We start from the raw sequence: 20,030 nt of genomic DNA on the forward strand, positions 1-20,030 counted from the left end.
ATTTATTCATTCTTTTTTGAAGGATCTTATTGCTAAGATCGGCGTTTAGTATAAGGAGTAACAGAATGTCTCAAGAATCTTAAGCAAAGAATCTGTTTCTGTTTAGTAATAGAAAAACTTTCTGTAACGGCTGTTGTTTATTATTTTGAGTTTTGCGTATGAAAAAAAAATTATATTATGCTTTAGCTTTTGTATTTATGAGCAGTTTTTTCATGATAACAACCGCTTTTGTTCATTTGAAGCAAAAGAGGAATGATACTAAAGCTGAACTGAGTTCTCAAGCTTCTGTCCAAGAGCGTTCGGTGCCTTTGATTTTTACGGGGCGTAGAGAACTTAATGGTTTTAAGGGTTATCATCATTATCGGCGTGGTTATGTTAAATATAAAGATAATTGGTGGTATCCTAAAGCGGCTTTTGCTACATCTCCGCACTTAAGCACAAAAGGCGTATCATTAAAAGTTGTATCAGATGCTAAAAGAGTGTTTTTAACGTCTTCTTCAGAAAGTCTAGACAAAAAGGAGCCATGGATGCTGAAAGAGCATATTGAATCTTGCCGTGCCCGTTATCGCTCTTATCGTAAAAATGATAATAGTTTTCAGCCTTTTCATGGGCCTCGTAAACAGTGTTTATCGCGCTTTTTTAAAGGATAGAAATGATTAAATAAAATTTTAATTGCTTCTTGTCGTGGGCGTTATTGCTCTTACAATAACAAAGAATACTTGTGTGGTGTGCAGAATTTCCATGCAAGCATTGTTTTTTGAAAAATTTAAATACTTTTAAGTTTTATTAAATCTTATTATCATTAAGTTTGAAATAGGGGGGTAAAAATATATTTTTTGTTTTGTCAATGACAAAATATTAAGGGCAGGATGGAGCTGAAAGAATGACAACACGGGAAGCAATGCTGATATTGCTCATTTTGCTTCCCTTTTGTGGAAGTGCTGTTATTGGCTTTTTTCGTTCGACAGCAAAAAATAATGAAGCATGGTTTGCTGGAGGCGTTGCTCTCTTTAGTCTTCTTTTTACAATCATGCTTTATCCAGCAATTCGTGGCAATCACATTATTCGTTTAAATATTTCTTGGCTTCCAGAATGGGGGGGTGATTTGATCCTCCGGATGGATGGTCTGTCGTGGCTTTTTTGCTTACTCATTACTGGAATTGGGCTGCTTGTCGTTGTTTATGCTCGTTATTATATGGATCCGGCAGATTCTGTACCACGATTTTTTTCTTTTTTTCTAGCCTTTATGGGCTCAATGACAGGGATTGTTTTATCCGGTAATCTCGTCTTTTTGGTTGTTTTCTGGGAACTCACTAGTATTTTTTCTTTTTTGTTGATTGGTTATTGGTATCATAATGCGAGTGCGCGTGAAGGAGCGCGCATGGCTTTAACGATTACGGGTTTTGGTGGCTTTGCCCTTTTTATTGGGGTTTTATTGATTGGATATATCGTTGGTAGTTTTGATCTGGATAAAATTTTACAGTCTGGAGATATGATCCGATCAAGTTCGCTTTATATCCCTGCCCTTATTTGTATTTTATTGGGTGGATTAACAAAAAGTGCACAGTTTCCTTTTCATTTTTGGTTGCCGAATGCAATGGCAGCTCCAACGCCTGTATCGGCTTATCTACATTCGGCAACGATGGTAAAAGCTGGATTATTTTTGCTGGTGCGTTTATGGCCCGTGCTTTCCGGGACAGAGTCTTGGTTTTGGTTGGTTGGCTTTTCAGGTCTTTCAACACTTCTTCTTGGCGCTTATTTTTCTATGTTTCAGCAAGATTTAAAGGGATTACTGGCTTATTCAACAATCAGTCATCTTGGATTGATTACCACGCTTTTAAGTCTTGGAAGTCCCCTTGCATGTGTTGCAGCAATTTTTCATATGGCCAATCATGCTACTTTTAAAGCATCTTTGTTTATGGCTGCTGGCATTATTGATCACGAAACGGGAACGCGTGATATGCGTAAGCTAACAGGCCTTTATCGCTCTATGCCGATTACAGCAACTCTTGCTTTAGTCGCAAGTGCAGCGATGGCTGGTGTTCCTTTGCTCAATGGCTTTTTATCAAAAGAAATGTTTTTTGCTGAAGCTGTTGAAACGCATATGGAATCATGGCTTGACTGGATTGCTCCTTATGTCGCAACGCTTGCTAGCTTGTTTAGTGTAACCTATTCTATACGCTTTATTCATGGTGTCTTTTGGGGACCAAAGCCGCATACATTACCTAAAACCCCTCATGAACCACCACATTTTATGCGTTTACCCATGGAATTTTTGGTGTTTATTTGTTTGGCCGTTGGTATTTTTCCTAATTTAACAATCGGACCTATTTTAGATAATGCTGTTGTGTCTGTTTTAGGACCGATGACAATCTCTTACAGCTTGGCTGTTTGGCATGGGATTAATACACCATTAATGATGAGTTTGGTGGCTTTATTAGGGGGATGCTTACTCTATGTTGTCGGGCGGCGTTATTTTTTATCTTGTGATGATGGGGCTCCCTTTTTTCGTCATTTGAAAGGACAGCGTATTTTTGAACGCATTCTTGTGATTATTTCTTGGAAATGGGCACGTGCAGTGGAAGCTGTTTTGTCAACACGCCGTTTGCAAATTCAGTTGCACTGGATTTTTGCTGTGTGTTTTATTTTTGTTGGTCTTTTATTTTGGTTTGATGGTTTCATTGCTGCAGGAGGGTTACCGCTTTTTCCTCTTGATATTCCTTTTCTCGCGCTTTGGCTGGTTGGTGGATTGTGCGCGCTTTTAGTCGCTTGGCAAGCAAAATTTCACCGTCTTGCATCTCTCATGCTCTTGAGTGGAGCAGGATTGATGACGTGTGCAACCTTTTTATGGCTTTCTGCACCTGATTTGGCCATAACGCAATTGGTTGTTGAAGTGGTGACGGCTGTCTTATTATTGCTTGGTTTGCGTTGGTTGCCTAAGCGTGTTTATCATCCTGCTCCAGCATCTATTCATTTTGGGGTGCGTTTACGTCGTACCCGTGATTTTATCATAGCGATCACAGGAGGAGCTGGTGTTGCATGGCTTTCTTTTGCGATGATGACACGTCCTCAAGGGACAACGGTTTCTAACTTTTTTCTGCAAAATGCTTATTTTGCTGCTGGTGGTCGCAATGTTGTGAATGTATTGTTGGTTGATTTTCGTGGTTTTGATACGATGGGAGAAGTTGTGGTTTTGGGGGTTGTTTCTTTGACTGTCTTTGCTCTTTTACGTCGATTCCGTCCTGCTCCTGAAAGTATTGAGCCGCCATTTCAACAACGTGTTCAGGAAGCTTTTGATAAGGCACAGCCGGAGCGAAATGTGGGGGATACAGTCTTAAACTATCTTGCTATTCCTTCTGTTATTATGGGGTGGCTCTTTTCGGTTATTATTGCTTTTTCTTTTTATTTATTTGTGCGAGGACATGATCTTCCAGGGGGAGGATTTGTCGGTGGGGTGACGCTAGCGATAGGCTTTATTTTGCAGTATCTTGCACGGGATATTCGTTGGGTGGAAAATCATTTAAGAGTGTTGCCTTTACGCTGGATGGGCTTTGGCTTATTGCTGTCGCTGGTAACAGGAATAGGGGCTTTATTTTTTGGGTATCCTTTTTTAACATCATTTTTCCAATATATTCATGTGCCGTTGATTGGAAAGGTTCCTATAGCATCTGCTTTTTTATTTGATTTTGGGGTGTTTTCTCTTGTGTTGGGAGCAACGATTCTCATTTTAATTGCACTGGCACACCAATCCATTCGTAGTTACCGAATTGGTAAAAAACCTGCTTTAAAGGAGAAGGAAAATTAATGGAAATTATTCTTTCTTTGGCCATTGGTGTTCTTGTCGGATCTGGAATTTGGCTCATTTTGCGTCCCCGAACTTTTCAGGTTATTCTTGGTTTGTCTTTGATATCCTATGGTGTCAATCTTTTCATATTTGCAATGAGTAGACCACGCAGTAATGCAGCACCAATCGTTGATCCTACCATAGCAATTAATCCGACAAATTATGTTGATCCTCTTCCACAGGCTTTGGTTTTAACTGCGATTGTGATCGGTTTTGCAACGACAGCTTTATTTTTGGTTATTTTATTGGTTTCACGCGGTTTAACAGGTTCAGATCATGTTGATGGACGTGAGGTGCAATGATGGAAGCTTATGTGCATCATCTTCTTATTTTGCCTATTCTTTTGCCATTAAGTACTGGAGCCCTTCTCCTTTTTTATGATGAACGCCGTTCAAAATTGAAATCACTCATCAGTATTTTTTCTGCTGCATTGCTCATTGTCATTGCTGTTTTATTGGTGAAGCGTGCTCTTGAAGTTGCACCCGCTGTGGATGTGTACCGGCTTGGTCATTGGCCTTCTCCTTTTGGTATTGTTTTGGTGCTTGACCGCTTAAGTGCTATGATGCTTTTACTTTCTAGCCTGTTGATCTGCGCGGTGTTGGTTTTTGCACGGGCACATTGGTATAAAGCGGGGCCGCATTTTCAGTCATTGATGCAATTTTTTATGGTTGGAATAAACGGTGCTTTTTTAACCGGTGATTTATTTAATTTATTTGTATTTTTTGAAGTGATGTTAACAGCTTCTTATGGTCTTGCCTTGCATGGTTCTGGTCCGTTACGTGTGCGCGCTGGGTTGCATTATGTCGTGATTAATCTGGTTGCCTCATCGTTTTTTCTCGTTGGTGCGGCGCTCATTTATGGAATCGTGGGCACACTCAATATGGCTGATTTAGCTGTAAAAATACGGTATATAGCTTCTAGTGATTTGATTTTATTCGAAATAGGGGCAGCGCTTTTGGGAATTGCTTTCTTAATTAAAGCAGGGATGTGGCCATTAAATTTTTGGTTGATGCCAACTTATAGTGCAGCAGTAGCACCTGTTGGAGCTTCTTTTGCTCTTTTAAGCAAAGTCGGTGTTTATATTATTTTACGTTTAACATTGTTATGGTTTGGACCAGAAAGTGGATATTTTAGCCATTTTGGTCAAATGGTTTTGTTTTACGGTGGGCTTGCCACTATGGCTTTTGGTTTTATTGGGGTGTTGGCAAGTCAAGTCTTGGGACGTTTGGCAGCTTATAGTGTTTTAGTTTCTTCTGGGACATTATTGACAGCAATCGGGATTGGCAATACAGCCCTGATCGCAGGGGCACTCTTTTATATTGTTTCCTCAACCTTGGCTCTGGGGGCTTTTTTTCTTTTGGTGGAGTTGGTTGAACGCTGTCAGGATGTCGCTGCCAATGTTTTGACGGTGACAATGGAAGTCTATGGGGACGATGAAGAGGAGGAAGAAGATGAAGTAGGGACTTATTTACCGGTAACTTTGGCAATTCTTGGGGCTTGTTTTGGTCTTTGTGCACTTTTGATTATTGGTCTTCCCCCTTTTTCTGGTTTTGTTGCTAAATTTATGATGTTCGTGGCGCTCTTAAACCATAGTAAAGAAAATATTTCTACCTCTTTACCCGTTTATCACGATTGGCTTTTTATGATTTTTGTTACGTTATCTAGTTTTGCTGCTTTGATTGCGTTGACACGAACCGGTATTCGAACTTTTTGGGTTTCTCTTGAAGGGAAGATTCCACGAGTGCAGGTGATTGAATTTGCCCCCGTTGCTGTTTTGCTTGCTTTGTGTTTTCTTATTACAATTGTCGCTGGTCCTGTTAGTCGTTATATGCTTGAAACAGCAAAAACTTTGTACGAGCCTCAAAATTATATTGGCAGCGTTTTAGATGATTTTTCCCTTGAAAATAGGGGGATTCATCAGTGAAAAATTGTTATTTTTTCCCTTTTTCTAGCGTGGCAATTATTTTTATGTGGCTGATCTTAAATGGCTTTAGTTTCGGTCAATTGCTTTTAGGTGTTATCATTGCTTTGTTTGGGGGCTGGATGATGCGGCTTCTTGAGCCTGAAAAGATAACCATTAAAAGTTGGCGTGCTGTTTTCCAGCTTTCTTTTCGTGTGTTTATTGATTCTATTGTTTCAAATATTGCTGTAGCTTGCTTCGTTTTAACCAAAAGATCTAGAAAACAGCAGTCTGGTTTTATTGTGGTGCCAATTTCCCTTGAAAGTCGAACTGCTTTAGCTGTTTTGGCCTGTATTCTTTCAGCAACTCCTGGGACTGTTTGGATTGCCTATAATAGAAAAAATAGTGAACTTTTGCTTCATGTCTTAAATTTTAAAAATGGATATGATTATCAAAAATTGATCAAAAGGCGCTATGAGCAATTACTTTTGGAGATTTTCTCATGAGTATGGTTATCCTTTATTGGGGGCTTTATCTCTCGCAGTTTTTTTTAAGTTTGGCAATGATTCTCGCACTGTTTCGGCTCATTCGTGGTCCAAGGGCGCAGGATAGAATTGTGGGGTTGGATGCTCTTTATATTATCACTATTCTTTTGTTTCTGACCTTTGATATTCGCTCAGGGACAACCATTTATTTTGTGGCAGCGCTCATTGTTGGTTTATTGGGTCCTGTATCAAGTATTGCGTTGGCAAAATTTCTCATGCGGGGGGAGATTATTGAATGAAGGATGATATATCGCTTGTTGTTGCTATTTCTGTTACAGTTTTTTTAATCTTAGGATCTGGTCTCACGTTGATTGGAACGATAGGGCTGGTGCGTCTTTCCAGTTTTTATAAACGTTTACATATGCTTTCACTCAGCACAAGTTGGGGCGCTTGCAGTATTCTTATTGCGTCGTTTCTTTATTCAACTTTTGTAGATCACCATTTTGTTTTTCATGAATTTTTGTTGATGATTTTTTTACTTGTAACAATACCAGTCGCTTCGATGCTGGTATCACAAGCAGCGGCTTATCGACATTATTCAGAAAATAAATTAGAAAAACCGCTGGCTCTTTTATCACGTCAGATGGAAAAACAAACACCCGCTTCAGAAGAAATACAATGTGATACGAGCCAGAGCGATTTTTAAGATGCAATGCGTTTTCTTATTCTGCTTTTTGTTCTTCTACACATTGAATAAGATTTTTTTCTTCTGGATCGTTAATGAGATCAGAAAGTATAGCTTCGTTTCCTTTTGTCCACCATATATAGGGACCTCCCATATATTTTACGCCAGAAGCACTTATGCTACGGGAAGCGATAATACGCTTTCCTTTCCACTTGAAATCAACAAGTGCAATGCTACCCGCATTGAGATAGGTTACTTCAACACGCTCTTTACTTTTGCCTGTCTCGCATTGATAGGCTGTAGCTTCTGTTGTTGGTTCTGGATTATCTGGGACTTCGATAACTAAAGAGCCTGCAAAAGCGTTGAGTGAGCCGAATAGTGGTAGACTTAAAGCAGTAAAAAATCCTACAATAAAAACAATTTTTTTCATAATATTTCCTCAGTTATTTAAAATAATAACAATGATTCATCCTTACAGAGGATGGGATTTTTTTCTTCTGGATCTTTAGAAAGATCATAAAGTGTTACTTCTTTATTTTTCTCCCACCAGATATACTGCTCTCCTACATATTTTGCTCCAGAGGCAGAAATAACATTTGCAGCGATAATACGATCACCTTTCCATTTGAAATCAATCAATGAAATATTATCAGCGTTGTGATAGGTCGCTTCAATGCGTTCTTTAGTGTCTCCCATATTACATTGATAAGTTATGGTTTGTGTTTTTGGGTTATCTGATACTTCAATGACTAAAGCAGCCGCTAAGGTACTGCTGACATTGAAAAATAATAAAGAGGAAAAAAATCCTAAAATTTGTAGAGTTTTTTTCATAATGCTTCCCTATATGAAAAGTAATTTGTTTTAATACGATGGTGTCTACGGCAGGATTCGAACCTGCGACCCCAGGATTCATACCACTTCGGTTTTCACCGCCAGCCTTATCAGCTGTTCGTGGTCTGGACTGTCTCTTCACCTTGAAGCTTGCGCTTTTTAGGTGCTGCCCGTTCAGTCTCTACACCTTCCTCTCATGTGAAGAGAGGCTTGGCTCGGGATTGGCATATAGTTGCCCATGAAGCTTTCCCCGAGTTTGAGCAGATCCGCTTTGAGGATTTCTCCTCAAAGTGCCCAATTTCTTTTAGGAATCCTGTGCTCTATCCTACTGAGCTACGCAGACATCATCATAATTATTCTTTAATAGAAGTATAAAAACGAATCAATTATATTCAATATGAATTAACGGATTTCTGTTAATTTTTGTTCCAAAAAGGATAAAACTGCATCTGGTGGAACATTTTTTGCAATAAATGATTGGCCAAGTCCGCGTGTCAAAATGAAAGTCAAATTATTTTGTGAAACTTTTTTATCTTGAGCAATGAGAGTCATTAAAGTTTCAGCATCTGGTAATTCTCCTGGGATATCCTTTAACCTTGTAGGAAGACCTACAGCTTTAAGGTGTGCTTCGATGCGATGTGAGAGTGTGGGGTCACTTAGATTCAGTTGTGCAGAGAATTGATGTGCGAGAACCATTCCAATTGCTACAGCTTCACCGTGAATTAAACGCTTTGAATCATAAGCGGTTGCTGTTTCCAGCATGTGCCCAAAGGTATGTCCGAGGTTTAAGAGTGCGCGTTCTCCTTTTTCGTATTCATCACGTGCTACAATGGTAGCTTTAAATTGACATGAGCGAACAATGGCTTCTATTCGCATAGGACCATTAGAGAAAATTTCTTGTCCATTTTTTTCAAGCCATGCAAAGAAATCAGGTTGGTTAATGAGGCCATATTTGACCATTTCTGCGTAACCTGCGCGAAATTCACGTGGCGGTAGTGTATCAAGAACAGATGTATCAGCAATAACGCATTGTGGTTGATAAAAAGCGCCGATAAGATTTTTGCCATATCGGCTGTTGATCCCCGTTTTTCCACCAACAGAGGAATCAATTTGTGCAAGAAGTGTTGTGGGCATCTGAATGAAGTTCATACCCCGGCGGATCATACTGGCCGCAAATCCTGCTAGATCTCCAATGACACCGCCACCAAAAGCAATAACACAGTCACCTCTTTCTAAACGAGCAGCAAGAATTTGATCGATGACAGTTTGCAAGGTTGAAAATGATTTTGATTGTTCTCCTGCTTCTACAATAATAGGGACAGTATGAATTTTATTTTTTGTGAGTTCTGTTTGTAATGGATCCAAATGGAAGGATGCAACATTGGTATCTGTGACAATTGCTAAACGCGTTTGATGAAAATCTTTTTTTTGAAGAGCATTCTTAATCTGTAAAGCAGCTTGCACAATAAGATCTGGGCCAATAAGGATATTGTAACAGTGTTTGTCTAATTTAATGCTGATGGTTTTGGTTTGCATGCTTGTTCTTTCTATTATTATTTTTTTGTATGGAGGTAGTGCTGTAGAGATCGTATGACATTTTTTGCTACGCTGTGAGGGCTTTCTTTATGACTGTTAATTGTTATGTTTGCTGTTGCATAGAGAGGATAACGCTGTTCCATGAGTTTTTGCATTGTTTCTCTAGGATTTTCTGTTTGAAGAAGCGGTCGTGTTGAACGTTTGGAAACGCGCTGCATAAGGACATCGAGATCTGCTTTGAGCCAGATAGATATTCCATTTTGATGTATAGCTTTTTGTGTATCTTGATTTATGTAAGCACCGCCACCCGTTGCTAAGACAAGAGGGCGTTTTTTTATGAGGTTGAGAATAACACGTTGTTCAAGAGTACGAAATTCCGCTTCACCATAGATCTTAAAGATTTCTGTAATAGAGATTTGTGCTGCTTTTTCGATTTCTTGATCAGAATCATAAAAGGGTAAATCAAGCATGGTAGCAACACGTTTTCCAATGACTGATTTTCCTGCTCCCATAAGACCAACAAACACAAGGACTTGGTTATCGAGAGATGATAAGAGTTGTCTCTTTATTTTTGATAAGGGGGGATATTGGGGTCGATTACTTTTCATAGCTTATTTCGGCATTTATCTGCTTTAAAGTCAATTCCTGTTAATCTTTATAAGGTAAGATTAAGAGATAGAATATTTTGAAAAAAGTTTATTATTTTATGCCAACATTAACCAGACTTTTGATGATTCTTTTCATTTTTCTTGCTATTCTCTTTAGTATAATGGTCATTCTTGTGTTTTTTGTTGAACCCGTAACTGTGGATATATCTGTTGATGTCCCTTTGGATTCACAGAATCATTCTTTGAGAATGAATCAATGAAAAGTAACATTGTGATAGAGCGTTTTCTTGAAATGATGAGTGCTGAGCGAGGCGCTTCTGCCCATACGCTTGCGGCATATCAGCATGATTTACAGTGGGTGCAAGACAAATTATCTTCGCATTCTGTTTCGCTCCTTTCAGCACAAAAGGAAGATTTAATTGGTCTTTTATCGCTCATGCATACATTTGGGTTTGCGGCAACTTCGCAAGGACGCCGTTTATCAACATTGCGTCAATTTTATCAGTTTCTTTATGCAGAAGGGTTAAGAAAAGATGATCCTTCTCATGATATTGATGCCCCTCGACAAGGGCGCCCTTTGCCCAAAATTATCAATGAAGATGTGGTGACAAAATTTCTTGATTTGGCGGAAGTAGAGGTTAATCAAGCGGATTATGGATCTAAGGATTATCTGCGCGCATTGCGTCTTCAGCTGTTGAGCGAAATGCTTTATGCAACGGGATTACGCATTAGTGAGTTGGTGAGTCTTCCTGTGCAGGCTGTTCGGGGGAAAACATATAGTATTGTGGTTTTCGGTAAGGGGAAAAAAGAACGAATGGTGCTTTTATCAAAAAAAGCCTATCAAGTTCTTTTGCAGTGGTTGGATTTGCGTGATAAAGGGAAAGATGCGAAAAGTCTTTATCTTTTTCCGGCGCATTCAGAAACAGGGTATATTGCGCGTCAAGTTGTTGCACGGGAATTGAAAAAACTTGCTAAAAGAGCTGGAATAAAAAGTGAAAGCTTTTCTCCCCATGTGTTGCGCCATGCATTTGCTAGTCATCTTTTGCAAAATGGTGCAGATTTGCGTGCCGTTCAACATTTGTTAGGTCATTCTGATATTTCTACGACTCAGATTTATACCCATGTGTTAGAAGAGAGACTTTATCGTCTCGTTAATGAGCATCACCCACTTGCTGATGCGCAAAAGGCTCGTTAAAGAAAGAAGGGGATGTTTTGAAAAAGACTTTATAAAGCAAATTATAAGTGTATAAGTGACACTGAATGAGTTGGTACAAATGTATAATTATCTTGATTTTGAAAAACCAGTTGCTGATCTTGATGGAAAAATTCTTGAATTAAAAAAAATTTCTCAAGAAAAAGGCAGTCTTGATATGAGTGACGAGATTGCGCGTCTTGAAAAACGCTCCCAAACGGCATTGCGCGATATTTATAAAAAATTGTCGCCGTGGCAAAAAACACAAGTTGCTCGTCATCCTGATCGTCCCCATTTTATGGACTATTCTAAACGCTTATTGAGTGATGTTACACCTTTGGCAGGAGATCGAAAATTTGCTGAAGATGAGGCTATTCAAGCCGGTTTTGCACGCTTTAAGGGAGAAGCAGTTGCTTACATTGGTCAAGAGAAAGGCCACGATACGCAAACACGTTTACGCTATAATTTTGGTTCTGCACGGCCAGAAGGATATCGTAAAGCTGTCCGTATTATGGAAATGGCGGATCGCTTTGGTTTACCACTCCTTACTTTTGTTGATACGGCAGGCGCTTATCCTGGAGTAAGCGCTGAAGAACGTGGGCAAGCAGAAGCAATTGCTCAATCAACGGCAGCAACTTTGCGTCTAAAAGTTCCAGTTGTGTCTGTTGTTATTGGAGAAGGTGGTTCTGGGGGGGCGATAGCAATTGCGGCGGCCAATAAAGTTTATATGCTGGAACATGCAATTTATTCTGTTATTTCTCCAGAAGGCGCAGCTTCTATTTTATGGCGTGATCCAGCCCGTGCAAAAGATGCTGCAATGAATATGCGTATTACTGCACAAGATTTGTGTCGATTAAAGATCATTGATGGCATTATTTCGGAACCTTTAGGAGGTGCCCACCGTGATAAAGAAATTGTCATTGATGCAACGGGTGAGACTATTTTAGAAGCTTTAAAAGAGATGGCTGGAAAAGATGGTGAAGTTCTTAAACAAGAGAGAAGGGAAAAATATCTTCAAATTGGTCGTTCATTAGCATAAATCATTTTGTGTGAGGGGTGTTGGATTGGAGTTTTTTTGATGACATTTAACAGATTCATCGCTGTGTGTGTGTTGTGTGTGATGGGAATATTGACGGCTTGTGAAGGAAGATTACCAGCTTCTATTCGTGCTAAAGTTGAGCAGCCTCTTCCGCAAGAAATCCAGAATAGAATGGTGTTATACGATATTGATCCCTATGCACCCATTGTGATGCGATTCTTTAAGGAAGAAAATGTTGCTGAAATTTGGAAGCAGTCTCGTTCAGGGCCTTTTATCTTGGTTGCTCGCTATGGTATTTGTAAATGGTCTGGTAAGCTTGGACCTAAATATAAAGAAGGGGATCTTCAGACACCGGAAGGTTTTTATACGATTACTGCCAATCAAATGAATCCTTATTCAAAATATTATCTTTCTTTTAATATAGGATTTCCTAACCTTTATGATCAGGAAAATGGTCGTACAGGAAGCAATCTTATGGTACATGGTTCTTGCTTTTCTGCTGGTTGTTATTCTATGAGTGATAGGAATATGGCTCAGATTTATGCGTTTGCACGGGATGCTTTTAAAGGAGGACAAAGAGCATTTCAGCTACAGGCTTTTCCTTTTCGCATGACCGAGGATAATATGTCACGTCATCGCAATGATCCTCATTACCAATTCTGGGTTATGCTTAAGAAGGGTTATGATTTTTTTGAAGAAAATCGTCAACCTCCAACCGTTGAAGTTTATGGAAAACGTTATATTTTTAATCGTGATATTGATAAAACTTCAGTTTCTCTAATGAAATGAGTGTTATTTTATTCTGCCATACTGTAAAAAACATCGCTTATGATGGCGGCGATATAGAACACGAAAAAATTTTACACATGAGGTGTTTAGGGGAGACATCCATATTTTAAAGTACGGAGTTTTTTTAATAGAGCTTTGTATTAGTTAATTAAATGAAGTGTGAGGACCAAGAGGAATTGGCTCAGAAAAGAGGTGTTTTTGCACGTCAATATCGGTGGAAATCTTGGTTTTTAGTGAAGAGTTAGTTAACATAACATGCATCTCTCTTTGTATTTTTTTATATGCTGTAAAATATTATTTTGTCATACCCATAACGGAAATTATACATTGCATTACGCTTTTGTTTAAGAGAGCTACGCTTCTCATTTAAAACAAAGTGCTCTAAACAGAATATGTAGCTTATTCATGTACTTTCTTTAAAGAAAGATTTCTCAATGCATGTCATACCCATTTTATGATGGTTCTTATTGAGGATATAATGGTAAATTCATCGCGTTTCCAGCCTTTACTCTTGATTAAAAGCAAGCCAATATCATCCTATATTTTCTAGTGTTTAATGCGACAAAAGCTTTTGGTGTTTGAGATAATTCATAAAAATGTTTCTAATGAATCGTCTCAAATGCTAAGAGCTGGCTACACATTGGGAGCTGGCAAAATTTATGGTGAGAGCTATTTTTTAAGTGTAAAGCAGGAGGGGGCTCAACGGATTTACCTTTATATTCTTGAAGGGGAGAATTAAAACTTTATTCCTGGAATGATTAGAGGGTTTTCCAAGAGAGCTGTTTTGTCTGCAGTATCTATTGCTGGTTTATTAAAAAAAGCATTGAGAAGTTTTTGTATTTCTTCTTTTTCAACACCATCGGCAATGATGACAAAACGTGTTTGTTTTATTCCTTTTGGCCAAGCTGAAAGTCTTATGGGTGGATGGAAAAATGTTTGTACACCATGTAATACAAGTGGGCGATAAGGATCATTGCGCAATGCGATAATAGCTTTAATACGGAGTAATTTTGCACCATAACGGTTGTGTAGGAGCTCTAATAAAGTTTCAATGGTGGCATAATCAACAAGATCTTCACAGTCTAGTGAAAAGGTACGAATGGTTTTATGGGGGGAATGATCATGTGGCACTGTTTTAAGGTTTTGTTTAAGGTGTATATTTTCTCCTTTTTCATCCCATAATGTGTGATTTATTAATAGCTTATTTAAGCAGAAATCTTCAGAATGGGCATCGATGATTTGTGCTGTAGGATTCATTGTTTTGAGTGTGTTAAGGAATCCATCTGAAAGTGTTTGTGGAGCTGTAAGATCTGTTTTGGTGAGAATGATTTTATCAGCAAAGATTAATTGTTTATATATTTCAGGATAGCGCTCACATATGGAAAGTGTGCTTAATGTATCAAATGTTGCAAGAACAGTATTTATGGACAATGTTTGAATAAACAACGGGTGACTTAAAAGTATTTGTAAAATAGGGGCGGGATCAGCCACCCCTGTTGTTTCAATGATAATGTGATTGAGTGGTTTGATTTGTCCTGTCTGGACGCGATTGATTAAATCAATTAATGTCTCGATGAGATCACTGCGTAAATTGCAGCATAAACAACCATTGGCAAGCTCAATAATTCCTTCTGTGGTTTTTTCAACCAGAAGGTGGTCAATACTGATTTCACCGAATTCATTAATGATAACAGCACACTGTGTTAAGAGAGGATCTTGTAGCATACGGTTGAGCAACGTTGTTTTTCCAGAGCCTAAAAAACCAGTAATAAGCGTGAGAGGAATGCGCTTTATTTTCATTTTAATCATCAACCGTGGTTTTGTTTTAAAGAAACATATCTTACGACGTTAACCCCATTCATAATAGGACCCCGTGAGGGATATAATGGTCAATTCCCTATGAAATCCATTTTATCACAACTTTTAAGTTTATAAAGGTAAATGCGGGTGCAATTATACATTTCTGCAGTGCTAATGTTATGATAATTCTTGGCACTTGAAAGGTTTTATAAGAAGAATTTTAATTCCTTTGCTTTTATTCTTTTATCTGTATGCGCCCCCACATTGTGACGTGCAAGAGATCGGTTTTAATTGATACAACAGATACAGATTTTAAATGAGTCAATCTTATGATACTGGTGGTTTTGATATAAGGGATAAAATAATGATTTATTATTATAAATCATGGTGTTATAATTAACTATAGATTATGTTTTACGGCTTTTTTTATAGAGTTTTTTGCGCGCTTTTTATACGGAATGTTGGGTTTTCTCTGTGGTTTAACGATTTTTTTAGGTGTTTTAGGTGCACGAATGAGATGTACTGCTAAAGGATGAGAAAAAGAAGGTGGAGCAGTGATAAAAGGCGAGGTGAGAATAATATTTCCTTGATCATCATATGAATTTGCATGCATTTTTATGGCTTCAGGCGTGCATGTTTGTTGTCTCATATTGTGGGCTTGTGTTATATTGTTCCCATAAGGTTTTAATGTTGCGAGTGTTAATTGGGGGCTTCCTTGATGCAAAAATCCTATCTCAAGAAGTTGTGCTGCTTTTTCTTCTCTTTCACTTATGTTTTTAGCGCCTAGAATAACAGCAATAATTGTACGTTTATGGCGAGTGGCTGAGGCAACAAGATTAAAACCAGAGGCGCAAATGAAGCCTGTTTTCATACCATCTATTCCATAAAAACGGCCAATGAGATTGTTTGAGTTATACTGGATTTTTCGGTTATTACCAAAATCAATCGCTGGAATAGAAAAATAATGAGCATATTGTGGGAATTCTCGACGTATTTGAACGGCTAAAAGAGCAATATCGCGTGCTGTGGAGTAGTTTTGAGGGTCTGGTAAACCACTTGCATTTGCAAAATGGGTGCCAAACATGCCTAAACGTTTAGCTTCACTATTCATTTTGCGTACAAAAGCTTTCTGTGAACCAGCAACGGCTTCACTCATGGCAATGGCCAAATCGTTGGTAGATTTAACCATGGTGATACTTAAGGCTGTATCAAGTGTGAGAACAGAACCAGCTTTGTAGCCTGAACGATACGCGGGAGCTTTTGCTGCGTATTGGCTGATGATGATAGGTTTGTTGGGGGAAATTTCTCCTCGATTCATGGCACGAAAAATAACATAAGCGGTCATTAATTTTGTTAGGGAAGCTGGATACCAACGCTCAAAAGCTTGATTATGTTTTAAGATATATCCCGTTGTAACATCAACAGAAATAAAAGGCTGTGCTAAAGCAACAGTGCTGAACAAACTCAAAATGAAATAAAAAAATAAATTATAGAAGATACGTTTCATGAGTTTAAATTCAGTTCTTTCTTATTCGTTATTTAGAATTGTTTTAATGTAGCATACAACGCTTTTAAGTCCAGGATAGAGAGGACAGATGGTTAACTGCTGAATTCGTTATGTTTTAGGGATAAAAAAACAACACTCATCTTTATTTTCCCCTTGAATTTGGTTTGATGGCTTAAGTCTTTCAAGAAATACTTTTTAAATGATGAAGATTGTACAAAATTTCAGATTCTTGGGAGAATTGATGTTTTGCAGGAAGGAACAGGCTGGTATAATCATACGTTTTGTCTATTGTTATATTGAATGAGGAGTTCCGAATGCTGTAAGCTTTTCTCATTCCAAATCTATTTCAAGTTGAATAGAGAAAATTATCTTTATAAATCAATATTATGTGTATTATTTAAACGACTTTAGAGAAGGGAAGAAGCTTTTCCAAAGAATTTTATATATTCGTTGTTTTTTTATTATTTTGAATAAGAAGATTTGAAGGATTTTCCTTAATAGATTTGTTTCATATGCTCTACCCGTTAATATATACTGATGCGTTATTTTGATTAATCAGTTTATTGTTTTATGATGATTTAGTTTTTGGAGCTTTTGAACAGCTGATGGTGGCATAGGAGGAGGGGTAGGATCTTGGGCTGCTAAGAGGAGCAGTTCATCACAGGCTTCTTCAGTTTTTTTGATAAGTTGATCTAGAAAATCACGTTTGTTTAAACCTGCTTCTATTGGGGGGAGAATACGAACACGAATTGTTCCAGGATAGCGGCGGAAATTACCTCGTGGCCAATATAAACCCGCATTGTGCGCAATGGGGACAACTTGAAGTCCTAATTCATTGTAGAGTGCGACAATCCCTGATTTATAATCTGGTTCTTGACCGGGTTGTCGGCGTGTTCCTTCCGGAAAAATGAGGATTTGACGCCCTTGTTTTACTTTCTCTTTTGCTTTTTGTATAACTGTTTTTAAAGCTTTGATAGGCGTTGTACGGTTAATGGGGATAATTTGTGTTTTTGCCATATACCAGCCAAACAATGGAATCCACATCAATTCACGTTTTAAAATGAGCGTAGGGTCATCAAGATAGGGAACAAGACTAAAGGTTTCCCATGCAGATTGATGTTTGGGAGCAATAATATAAGCGCCTTTAGGGAGATTTTCTAATCCTTCGATTTCATAACGTGTACCCGCGATATATTTTTGTAAAAAGAGTGTAACGCGTGCCCATGTTTTGGGAACAATCCATGCCTTTTTGCGTGGCATGAGAAAATAAACGGGAGCGTAAAGGATCATTTGTATGAAAGTTGTTGTATAAAAAGCAAACGTAAAAAGAATAGAACGAAGGATAAGCACTAGATTTTCCATTTTATATCTATATGAAGACTTCATGTATAATATAATTCACATGAGAAAACATTTTCTTTATGTTTTTTCAAGAATCTATTTTTTCGGTAACTCATTTTCCGATATTTAAAAACAAAAGGAAAGAGGTTAATGGAATTACAAAAAGATAAACTTTTTATTCCACGGATTTTATCTATTGCGGGAACAGATCCTTCTGGTGGCGCTGGAATGCAGGCGGATTTGAAAGTTTTTTCAGCTATGAAAACGTATGGTATGAGTGTGGTTACAGCTGTTGTTGCACAAAATACCCAAGGTGTACGCGCTTTTCAGGCATTAGATGCTGCATTTGTTGCTGATCAAATTGATTCTGTTTTTGAGGATATCCATGTTGATGCCGTTAAAATTGGTATGGTGGCAAATGCTCATATTGCACAAGTTATAGCAGAGCGTCTTGCCTATCATAAAGCGAGATTCATTGTTTTTGATCCCGTTATGGTGGCAAAAAGTGGCGATGTGCTTTTGCAGCCGGATACCATTGAAATTATGCGTGATGTTCTTGTGCCCATGGCAACTTTGATTACACCAAATTTACCTGAGGCATCTCTTTTGTTGGGATGTGAGGTGCAATGGTCGTTAAAGGCTATGTATCAATATGCTCCACAATTGCTGGCGCTTGGTTGTAAGGCAGTGCTGTTAAAAGGTGGGCATTTGAGTACTCTTGCAAGAAAAGATATGGAGAATGACAATTGTTCTAGTCCGGATCTTTATTGTGATGGTGAAGAACTTGTTATGCTTGAGGCACCTCGTCTTGCAACTACGCATGATCACGGTACCGGTTGTACCATTTCTGCTGCAATTGCAGCATTATTGCCTACAAAACCTTTATTTTGTGCGGTTAAACAAGCAAAGGACTATTTACATGGAGCGTTATCTGCTTCAAATGCTTTGCAAGTAGGAAAAGGACGGGGTCCTCTTCATCATTTTTATGCATTATGGAAGAGTGTGTGAAATAATTTATTTGTGTATCTCTTAAAATAATGAAATTCGCATTAAAAAGTCATTATCCTCATTGCAATTTTAAGAAAAAGAAAAAATTCCCTAAAGAGATTGTGATCTTTGCAAGGTTTTTGAGGACCCTTATTTATATAAAGTTTATATAAAGTGGAGAATTTTTCTATTAATTTACGAACAAACGAACCATCTCATAAACTATGATAAAACTGGATATTTTTCTCGCTCTTCATCAATAACGGCAACAAATGGTAAATTGTCTGCCATATCAAATAAAAACTTTTCACTTGTCTAAGCCAATTTGTAAATCGTAAATTCTCTTAAGTGATTAAAAAAAACTTCATGCTTAAATGATCATGTGTTTATTAGAATAAACTTTAAATTCATCAAAGTTTATAAAACCCAACTTTTTATAAATGCTAATTCCCTCTTGAGAGGCTTGCATACCAATGACATGACATTTCTTTCTTTTTAAATGCTCAATGGCAATTTTTGTCATGAATGTTCCAATACCTTTTTTCTGAAAATCTGGATTGGTGACAATGTCATATACCCCTCCAATTTCATCCGCTTTAATACAAAAACATATGGCTACAGGATTGTTATTGATATAACCAACGAACATATCCACATTAGGATTTTTTTTATAACAACCTCCTACTGTTTTATAAAATATGACTGCTTCTTCATCAAAAGGTTCAAATACGGATGCCATAACATTTCCGTAATCTATAAAATCTTGAAGTGATTCAACTTCTTTGATTTTTAAGTTATCTGGCGTAGAAGTAATATGTGAATCTATATCGTGTGCTAAGGCTGCCATTCCTACCTCTGTTTCGACATGCTCTAAGCCAATAGATAAGAGAATTTCATCAATTTTATAGTGAGACGAATGAGGTCCAACCCACCAAGCTAAAGGGAGTTTTTGCGCATTAAAGGAATCAATTATGGACTTTGCTTGGCTTGCTGGTATCGTTTCTTGTAAATTTTTAGCAGAGATAATGTTGAATGTGTCTGAAGCAAATGTTGAATGAATAGAAGACACGCCATTTGGAAAATCGATAACCTGCATTTTGGGGCATAATTTGGGTAAAAAACGTACCTTTGAATAAAAATTATTCTCTAACGATAAGTTAATTTTTGATTTGTTTAACATTTGTTTTCCGAGTCATTACTTATCATTTCTCATTGATCTTTATAATGGGGGTTGTGCAAAAATCCATTAACTCAAAGATAATCCAAAATTCTTTTAAATGAGCTTTTATAATCTGTAAGTCCGAAAAAGATCTGCTGCCAATAGTAAAATAATACTAAAAAAATTATCCTCAGGGGGACAAGAGACTATGATCAACACCTTTGGAAAACGCCTTTGGTAAAAATGTCTCTGGCAAACTTGGCATTATCGTTATAAAAATTGTTATCAAACAACATCATGGACCAAAAGAAAGGTGTCATCTCGCTT

18 protein-coding genes and 1 pseudogene are annotated in these 20,030 nt (G+C 37.8%); 11 read left to right on the forward strand and 8 right to left on the reverse strand.

Annotation, left to right across the window (positions count from 1 at the left end):
* Positions 1-152 precede the first annotated feature (152 nt).
* From AC6ER8_RS00505 to mnhG, 7 genes are all read left to right on the forward strand, one after another.
* Positions 153-650 (forward strand): BA14K family protein, encoded by a 498-nt coding sequence (locus AC6ER8_RS00505; protein ID WP_497078442.1) that lies wholly within the window; start codon positions 153-155, stop codon positions 648-650.
* 233 nt (positions 651-883) lie between these two features.
* Positions 884-3,805 (forward strand): monovalent cation/H+ antiporter subunit A, encoded by a 2,922-nt coding sequence (locus AC6ER8_RS00510; RefSeq protein ID WP_497078444.1) that lies wholly within the window; start codon positions 884-886, stop codon positions 3,803-3,805.
* Positions 3,805-4,146 carry a Na+/H+ antiporter subunit C gene (locus tag AC6ER8_RS00515; RefSeq protein ID WP_497078446.1) on the forward strand — a complete coding sequence of 114 codons (342 nt, stop codon included), beginning with the start codon at positions 3,805-3,807 and terminating at the stop codon, positions 4,144-4,146. The genes AC6ER8_RS00510 and AC6ER8_RS00515 overlap by 1 nt, the downstream gene beginning before the upstream one ends.
* Positions 4,146-5,768, forward strand: coding sequence for a monovalent cation/H+ antiporter subunit D (locus AC6ER8_RS00520; RefSeq protein ID WP_497079689.1), 1,623 nt, complete (start codon positions 4,146-4,148; stop codon positions 5,766-5,768). Before AC6ER8_RS00515 ends, AC6ER8_RS00520 begins: the two co-directional genes overlap by 1 nt.
* The gene (locus tag AC6ER8_RS00525; RefSeq protein WP_497078448.1) at positions 5,765-6,250 is read left to right on the forward strand and encodes a Na+/H+ antiporter subunit E; all 486 of its coding nucleotides are present in this window, start codon (positions 5,765-5,767) and stop codon (positions 6,248-6,250) included. The genes AC6ER8_RS00520 and AC6ER8_RS00525 overlap by 4 nt, the downstream gene beginning before the upstream one ends.
* The gene (locus AC6ER8_RS00530; RefSeq protein ID WP_120121498.1) at positions 6,247-6,528 is read left to right on the forward strand and encodes a K+/H+ antiporter subunit F; all 282 of its coding nucleotides are present in this window, start codon (positions 6,247-6,249) and stop codon (positions 6,526-6,528) included. The genes AC6ER8_RS00525 and AC6ER8_RS00530 overlap by 4 nt, the downstream gene beginning before the upstream one ends.
* Entirely contained in the window at positions 6,525-6,935 is a 411-nt protein-coding gene (gene mnhG / locus AC6ER8_RS00535; RefSeq protein ID WP_497078450.1) for a monovalent cation/H(+) antiporter subunit G, read from the forward strand. The genes AC6ER8_RS00530 and mnhG overlap by 4 nt, the downstream gene beginning before the upstream one ends.
* Before the next feature lie 16 nt (positions 6,936-6,951).
* Here mnhG and AC6ER8_RS00540 read toward each other — a convergent pair whose 3' ends face one another.
* The 4 genes and pseudogenes from AC6ER8_RS00540 to AC6ER8_RS00555 form a co-directional block, all read right to left on the reverse strand.
* Entirely contained in the window at positions 6,952-7,344 is a 393-nt protein-coding gene (locus AC6ER8_RS00540; protein WP_497078452.1) for an MliC family protein, read from the reverse strand.
* A 17-nt stretch (positions 7,345-7,361) separates the two neighbouring features.
* Entirely contained in the window at positions 7,362-7,745 is a 384-nt protein-coding gene (locus AC6ER8_RS00545; RefSeq protein ID WP_497078454.1) for an MliC family protein, read from the reverse strand.
* A gap of 402 nt (positions 7,746-8,147) precedes the next feature.
* Positions 8,148-9,281 (reverse strand): 3-dehydroquinate synthase, encoded by a 1,134-nt coding sequence (gene aroB, locus AC6ER8_RS00550; protein WP_497078456.1) that lies wholly within the window; start codon positions 9,279-9,281, stop codon positions 8,148-8,150.
* Positions 9,256-9,889 (reverse strand): annotated as a pseudogene (locus AC6ER8_RS00555) (shikimate kinase). Before AC6ER8_RS00555 ends, aroB begins: the two are co-directional and overlap by 26 nt.
* Before the next feature lie 256 nt (positions 9,890-10,145).
* Between AC6ER8_RS00555 and AC6ER8_RS00560 the strand changes: the two are divergent.
* From AC6ER8_RS00560 to AC6ER8_RS00570, 3 genes are all read left to right on the forward strand, one after another.
* Positions 10,146-11,084 carry a tyrosine recombinase gene (locus AC6ER8_RS00560; RefSeq protein ID WP_497078458.1) on the forward strand — a complete coding sequence of 313 codons (939 nt, stop codon included), beginning with the start codon at positions 10,146-10,148 and terminating at the stop codon, positions 11,082-11,084.
* A 79-nt stretch (positions 11,085-11,163) separates the two neighbouring features.
* Entirely contained in the window at positions 11,164-12,120 is a 957-nt protein-coding gene (locus AC6ER8_RS00565) for an acetyl-CoA carboxylase carboxyltransferase subunit alpha (protein ID WP_497078460.1), read from the forward strand.
* 39 nt (positions 12,121-12,159) lie between these two features.
* The gene (locus AC6ER8_RS00570) at positions 12,160-12,909 is read left to right on the forward strand and encodes a L,D-transpeptidase family protein (RefSeq protein ID WP_497078462.1); all 750 of its coding nucleotides are present in this window, start codon (positions 12,160-12,162) and stop codon (positions 12,907-12,909) included.
* A gap of 735 nt (positions 12,910-13,644) precedes the next feature.
* Here the strand turns inward: AC6ER8_RS00570 and AC6ER8_RS00575 are convergent.
* The 3 genes from AC6ER8_RS00575 to AC6ER8_RS00585 all read right to left on the reverse strand — a co-directional run bounded on the left by AC6ER8_RS00575 (position 13,645) and on the right by AC6ER8_RS00585 (position 17,578).
* Positions 13,645-14,709 carry a CobW family GTP-binding protein gene (locus tag AC6ER8_RS00575; protein WP_497078463.1) on the reverse strand — a complete coding sequence of 355 codons (1,065 nt, stop codon included), beginning with the start codon at positions 14,707-14,709 and terminating at the stop codon, positions 13,645-13,647.
* Positions 14,710-15,109: 400 nt separating this feature from the next.
* A complete protein-coding gene (locus AC6ER8_RS00580; RefSeq protein WP_497078465.1) occupies positions 15,110-16,216 on the reverse strand; it encodes a D-alanyl-D-alanine carboxypeptidase family protein in 1,107 nt (368 codons plus the stop codon).
* A gap of 555 nt (positions 16,217-16,771) precedes the next feature.
* Positions 16,772-17,578 carry a lysophospholipid acyltransferase family protein gene (locus tag AC6ER8_RS00585; RefSeq protein ID WP_497078467.1) on the reverse strand — a complete coding sequence of 269 codons (807 nt, stop codon included), beginning with the start codon at positions 17,576-17,578 and terminating at the stop codon, positions 16,772-16,774.
* A 129-nt stretch (positions 17,579-17,707) separates the two neighbouring features.
* On the opposite strand from AC6ER8_RS00585, the gene thiD reads away from it, so the two are divergent.
* The gene (gene thiD / locus AC6ER8_RS00590; protein ID WP_497078469.1) at positions 17,708-18,565 is read left to right on the forward strand and encodes a bifunctional hydroxymethylpyrimidine kinase/phosphomethylpyrimidine kinase; all 858 of its coding nucleotides are present in this window, start codon (positions 17,708-17,710) and stop codon (positions 18,563-18,565) included.
* A 349-nt stretch (positions 18,566-18,914) separates the two neighbouring features.
* On the opposite strand, the gene AC6ER8_RS00595 is transcribed toward thiD, so the two are convergent.
* Positions 18,915-19,724 (reverse strand): GNAT family N-acetyltransferase, encoded by an 810-nt coding sequence (locus tag AC6ER8_RS00595; RefSeq protein ID WP_497078470.1) that lies wholly within the window; start codon positions 19,722-19,724, stop codon positions 18,915-18,917.
* Positions 19,725-20,030 lie beyond the last annotated feature (306 nt).

The sequence above is a fragment of the Bartonella sp. SL320 genome, from assembly GCF_059687635.1.

Excerpts from the sequence above, each read along its gene's own strand:
- aroB (WP_497078456.1), bottom strand. The coding sequence starts at position 9,281 with ATGCAAACCAAAACCATCAGCATTAAATTAGACAAACACTGTTACAAT.
- AC6ER8_RS00540 (WP_497078452.1), bottom strand. The coding sequence starts at position 7,344 with ATGAAAAAAATTGTTTTTATTGTAGGATTTTTTACTGCTTTAAGTCTA.
- thiD (WP_497078469.1), top strand. The coding sequence starts at position 17,708 with ATGGAATTACAAAAAGATAAACTTTTTATTCCACGGATTTTATCTATT.
- AC6ER8_RS00570 (WP_497078462.1), top strand. The coding sequence starts at position 12,160 with ATGACATTTAACAGATTCATCGCTGTGTGTGTGTTGTGTGTGATGGGA.
- mnhG (WP_497078450.1), top strand. The coding sequence starts at position 6,525 with ATGAAGGATGATATATCGCTTGTTGTTGCTATTTCTGTTACAGTTTTT.
- AC6ER8_RS00520 (WP_497079689.1), top strand. The coding sequence starts at position 4,146 with ATGGAAGCTTATGTGCATCATCTTCTTATTTTGCCTATTCTTTTGCCA.
- AC6ER8_RS00585 (WP_497078467.1), bottom strand. The coding sequence starts at position 17,578 with ATGGAAAATCTAGTGCTTATCCTTCGTTCTATTCTTTTTACGTTTGCT.
- AC6ER8_RS00545 (WP_497078454.1), bottom strand. The coding sequence starts at position 7,745 with ATGAAAAAAACTCTACAAATTTTAGGATTTTTTTCCTCTTTATTATTT.
- AC6ER8_RS00595 (WP_497078470.1), bottom strand. The coding sequence starts at position 19,724 with ATGTTAAACAAATCAAAAATTAACTTATCGTTAGAGAATAATTTTTAT.
- AC6ER8_RS00575 (WP_497078463.1), bottom strand. The coding sequence starts at position 14,709 with ATGAAAATAAAGCGCATTCCTCTCACGCTTATTACTGGTTTTTTAGGC.
- AC6ER8_RS00530 (WP_120121498.1), top strand. The coding sequence starts at position 6,247 with ATGAGTATGGTTATCCTTTATTGGGGGCTTTATCTCTCGCAGTTTTTT.
- AC6ER8_RS00515 (WP_497078446.1), top strand. The coding sequence starts at position 3,805 with ATGGAAATTATTCTTTCTTTGGCCATTGGTGTTCTTGTCGGATCTGGA.
- AC6ER8_RS00580 (WP_497078465.1), bottom strand. The coding sequence starts at position 16,216 with ATGAAACGTATCTTCTATAATTTATTTTTTTATTTCATTTTGAGTTTG.
- AC6ER8_RS00565 (WP_497078460.1), top strand. The coding sequence starts at position 11,164 with ATGTATAATTATCTTGATTTTGAAAAACCAGTTGCTGATCTTGATGGA.
- AC6ER8_RS00510 (WP_497078444.1), top strand. The coding sequence starts at position 884 with ATGACAACACGGGAAGCAATGCTGATATTGCTCATTTTGCTTCCCTTT.
- AC6ER8_RS00560 (WP_497078458.1), top strand. The coding sequence starts at position 10,146 with ATGAAAAGTAACATTGTGATAGAGCGTTTTCTTGAAATGATGAGTGCT.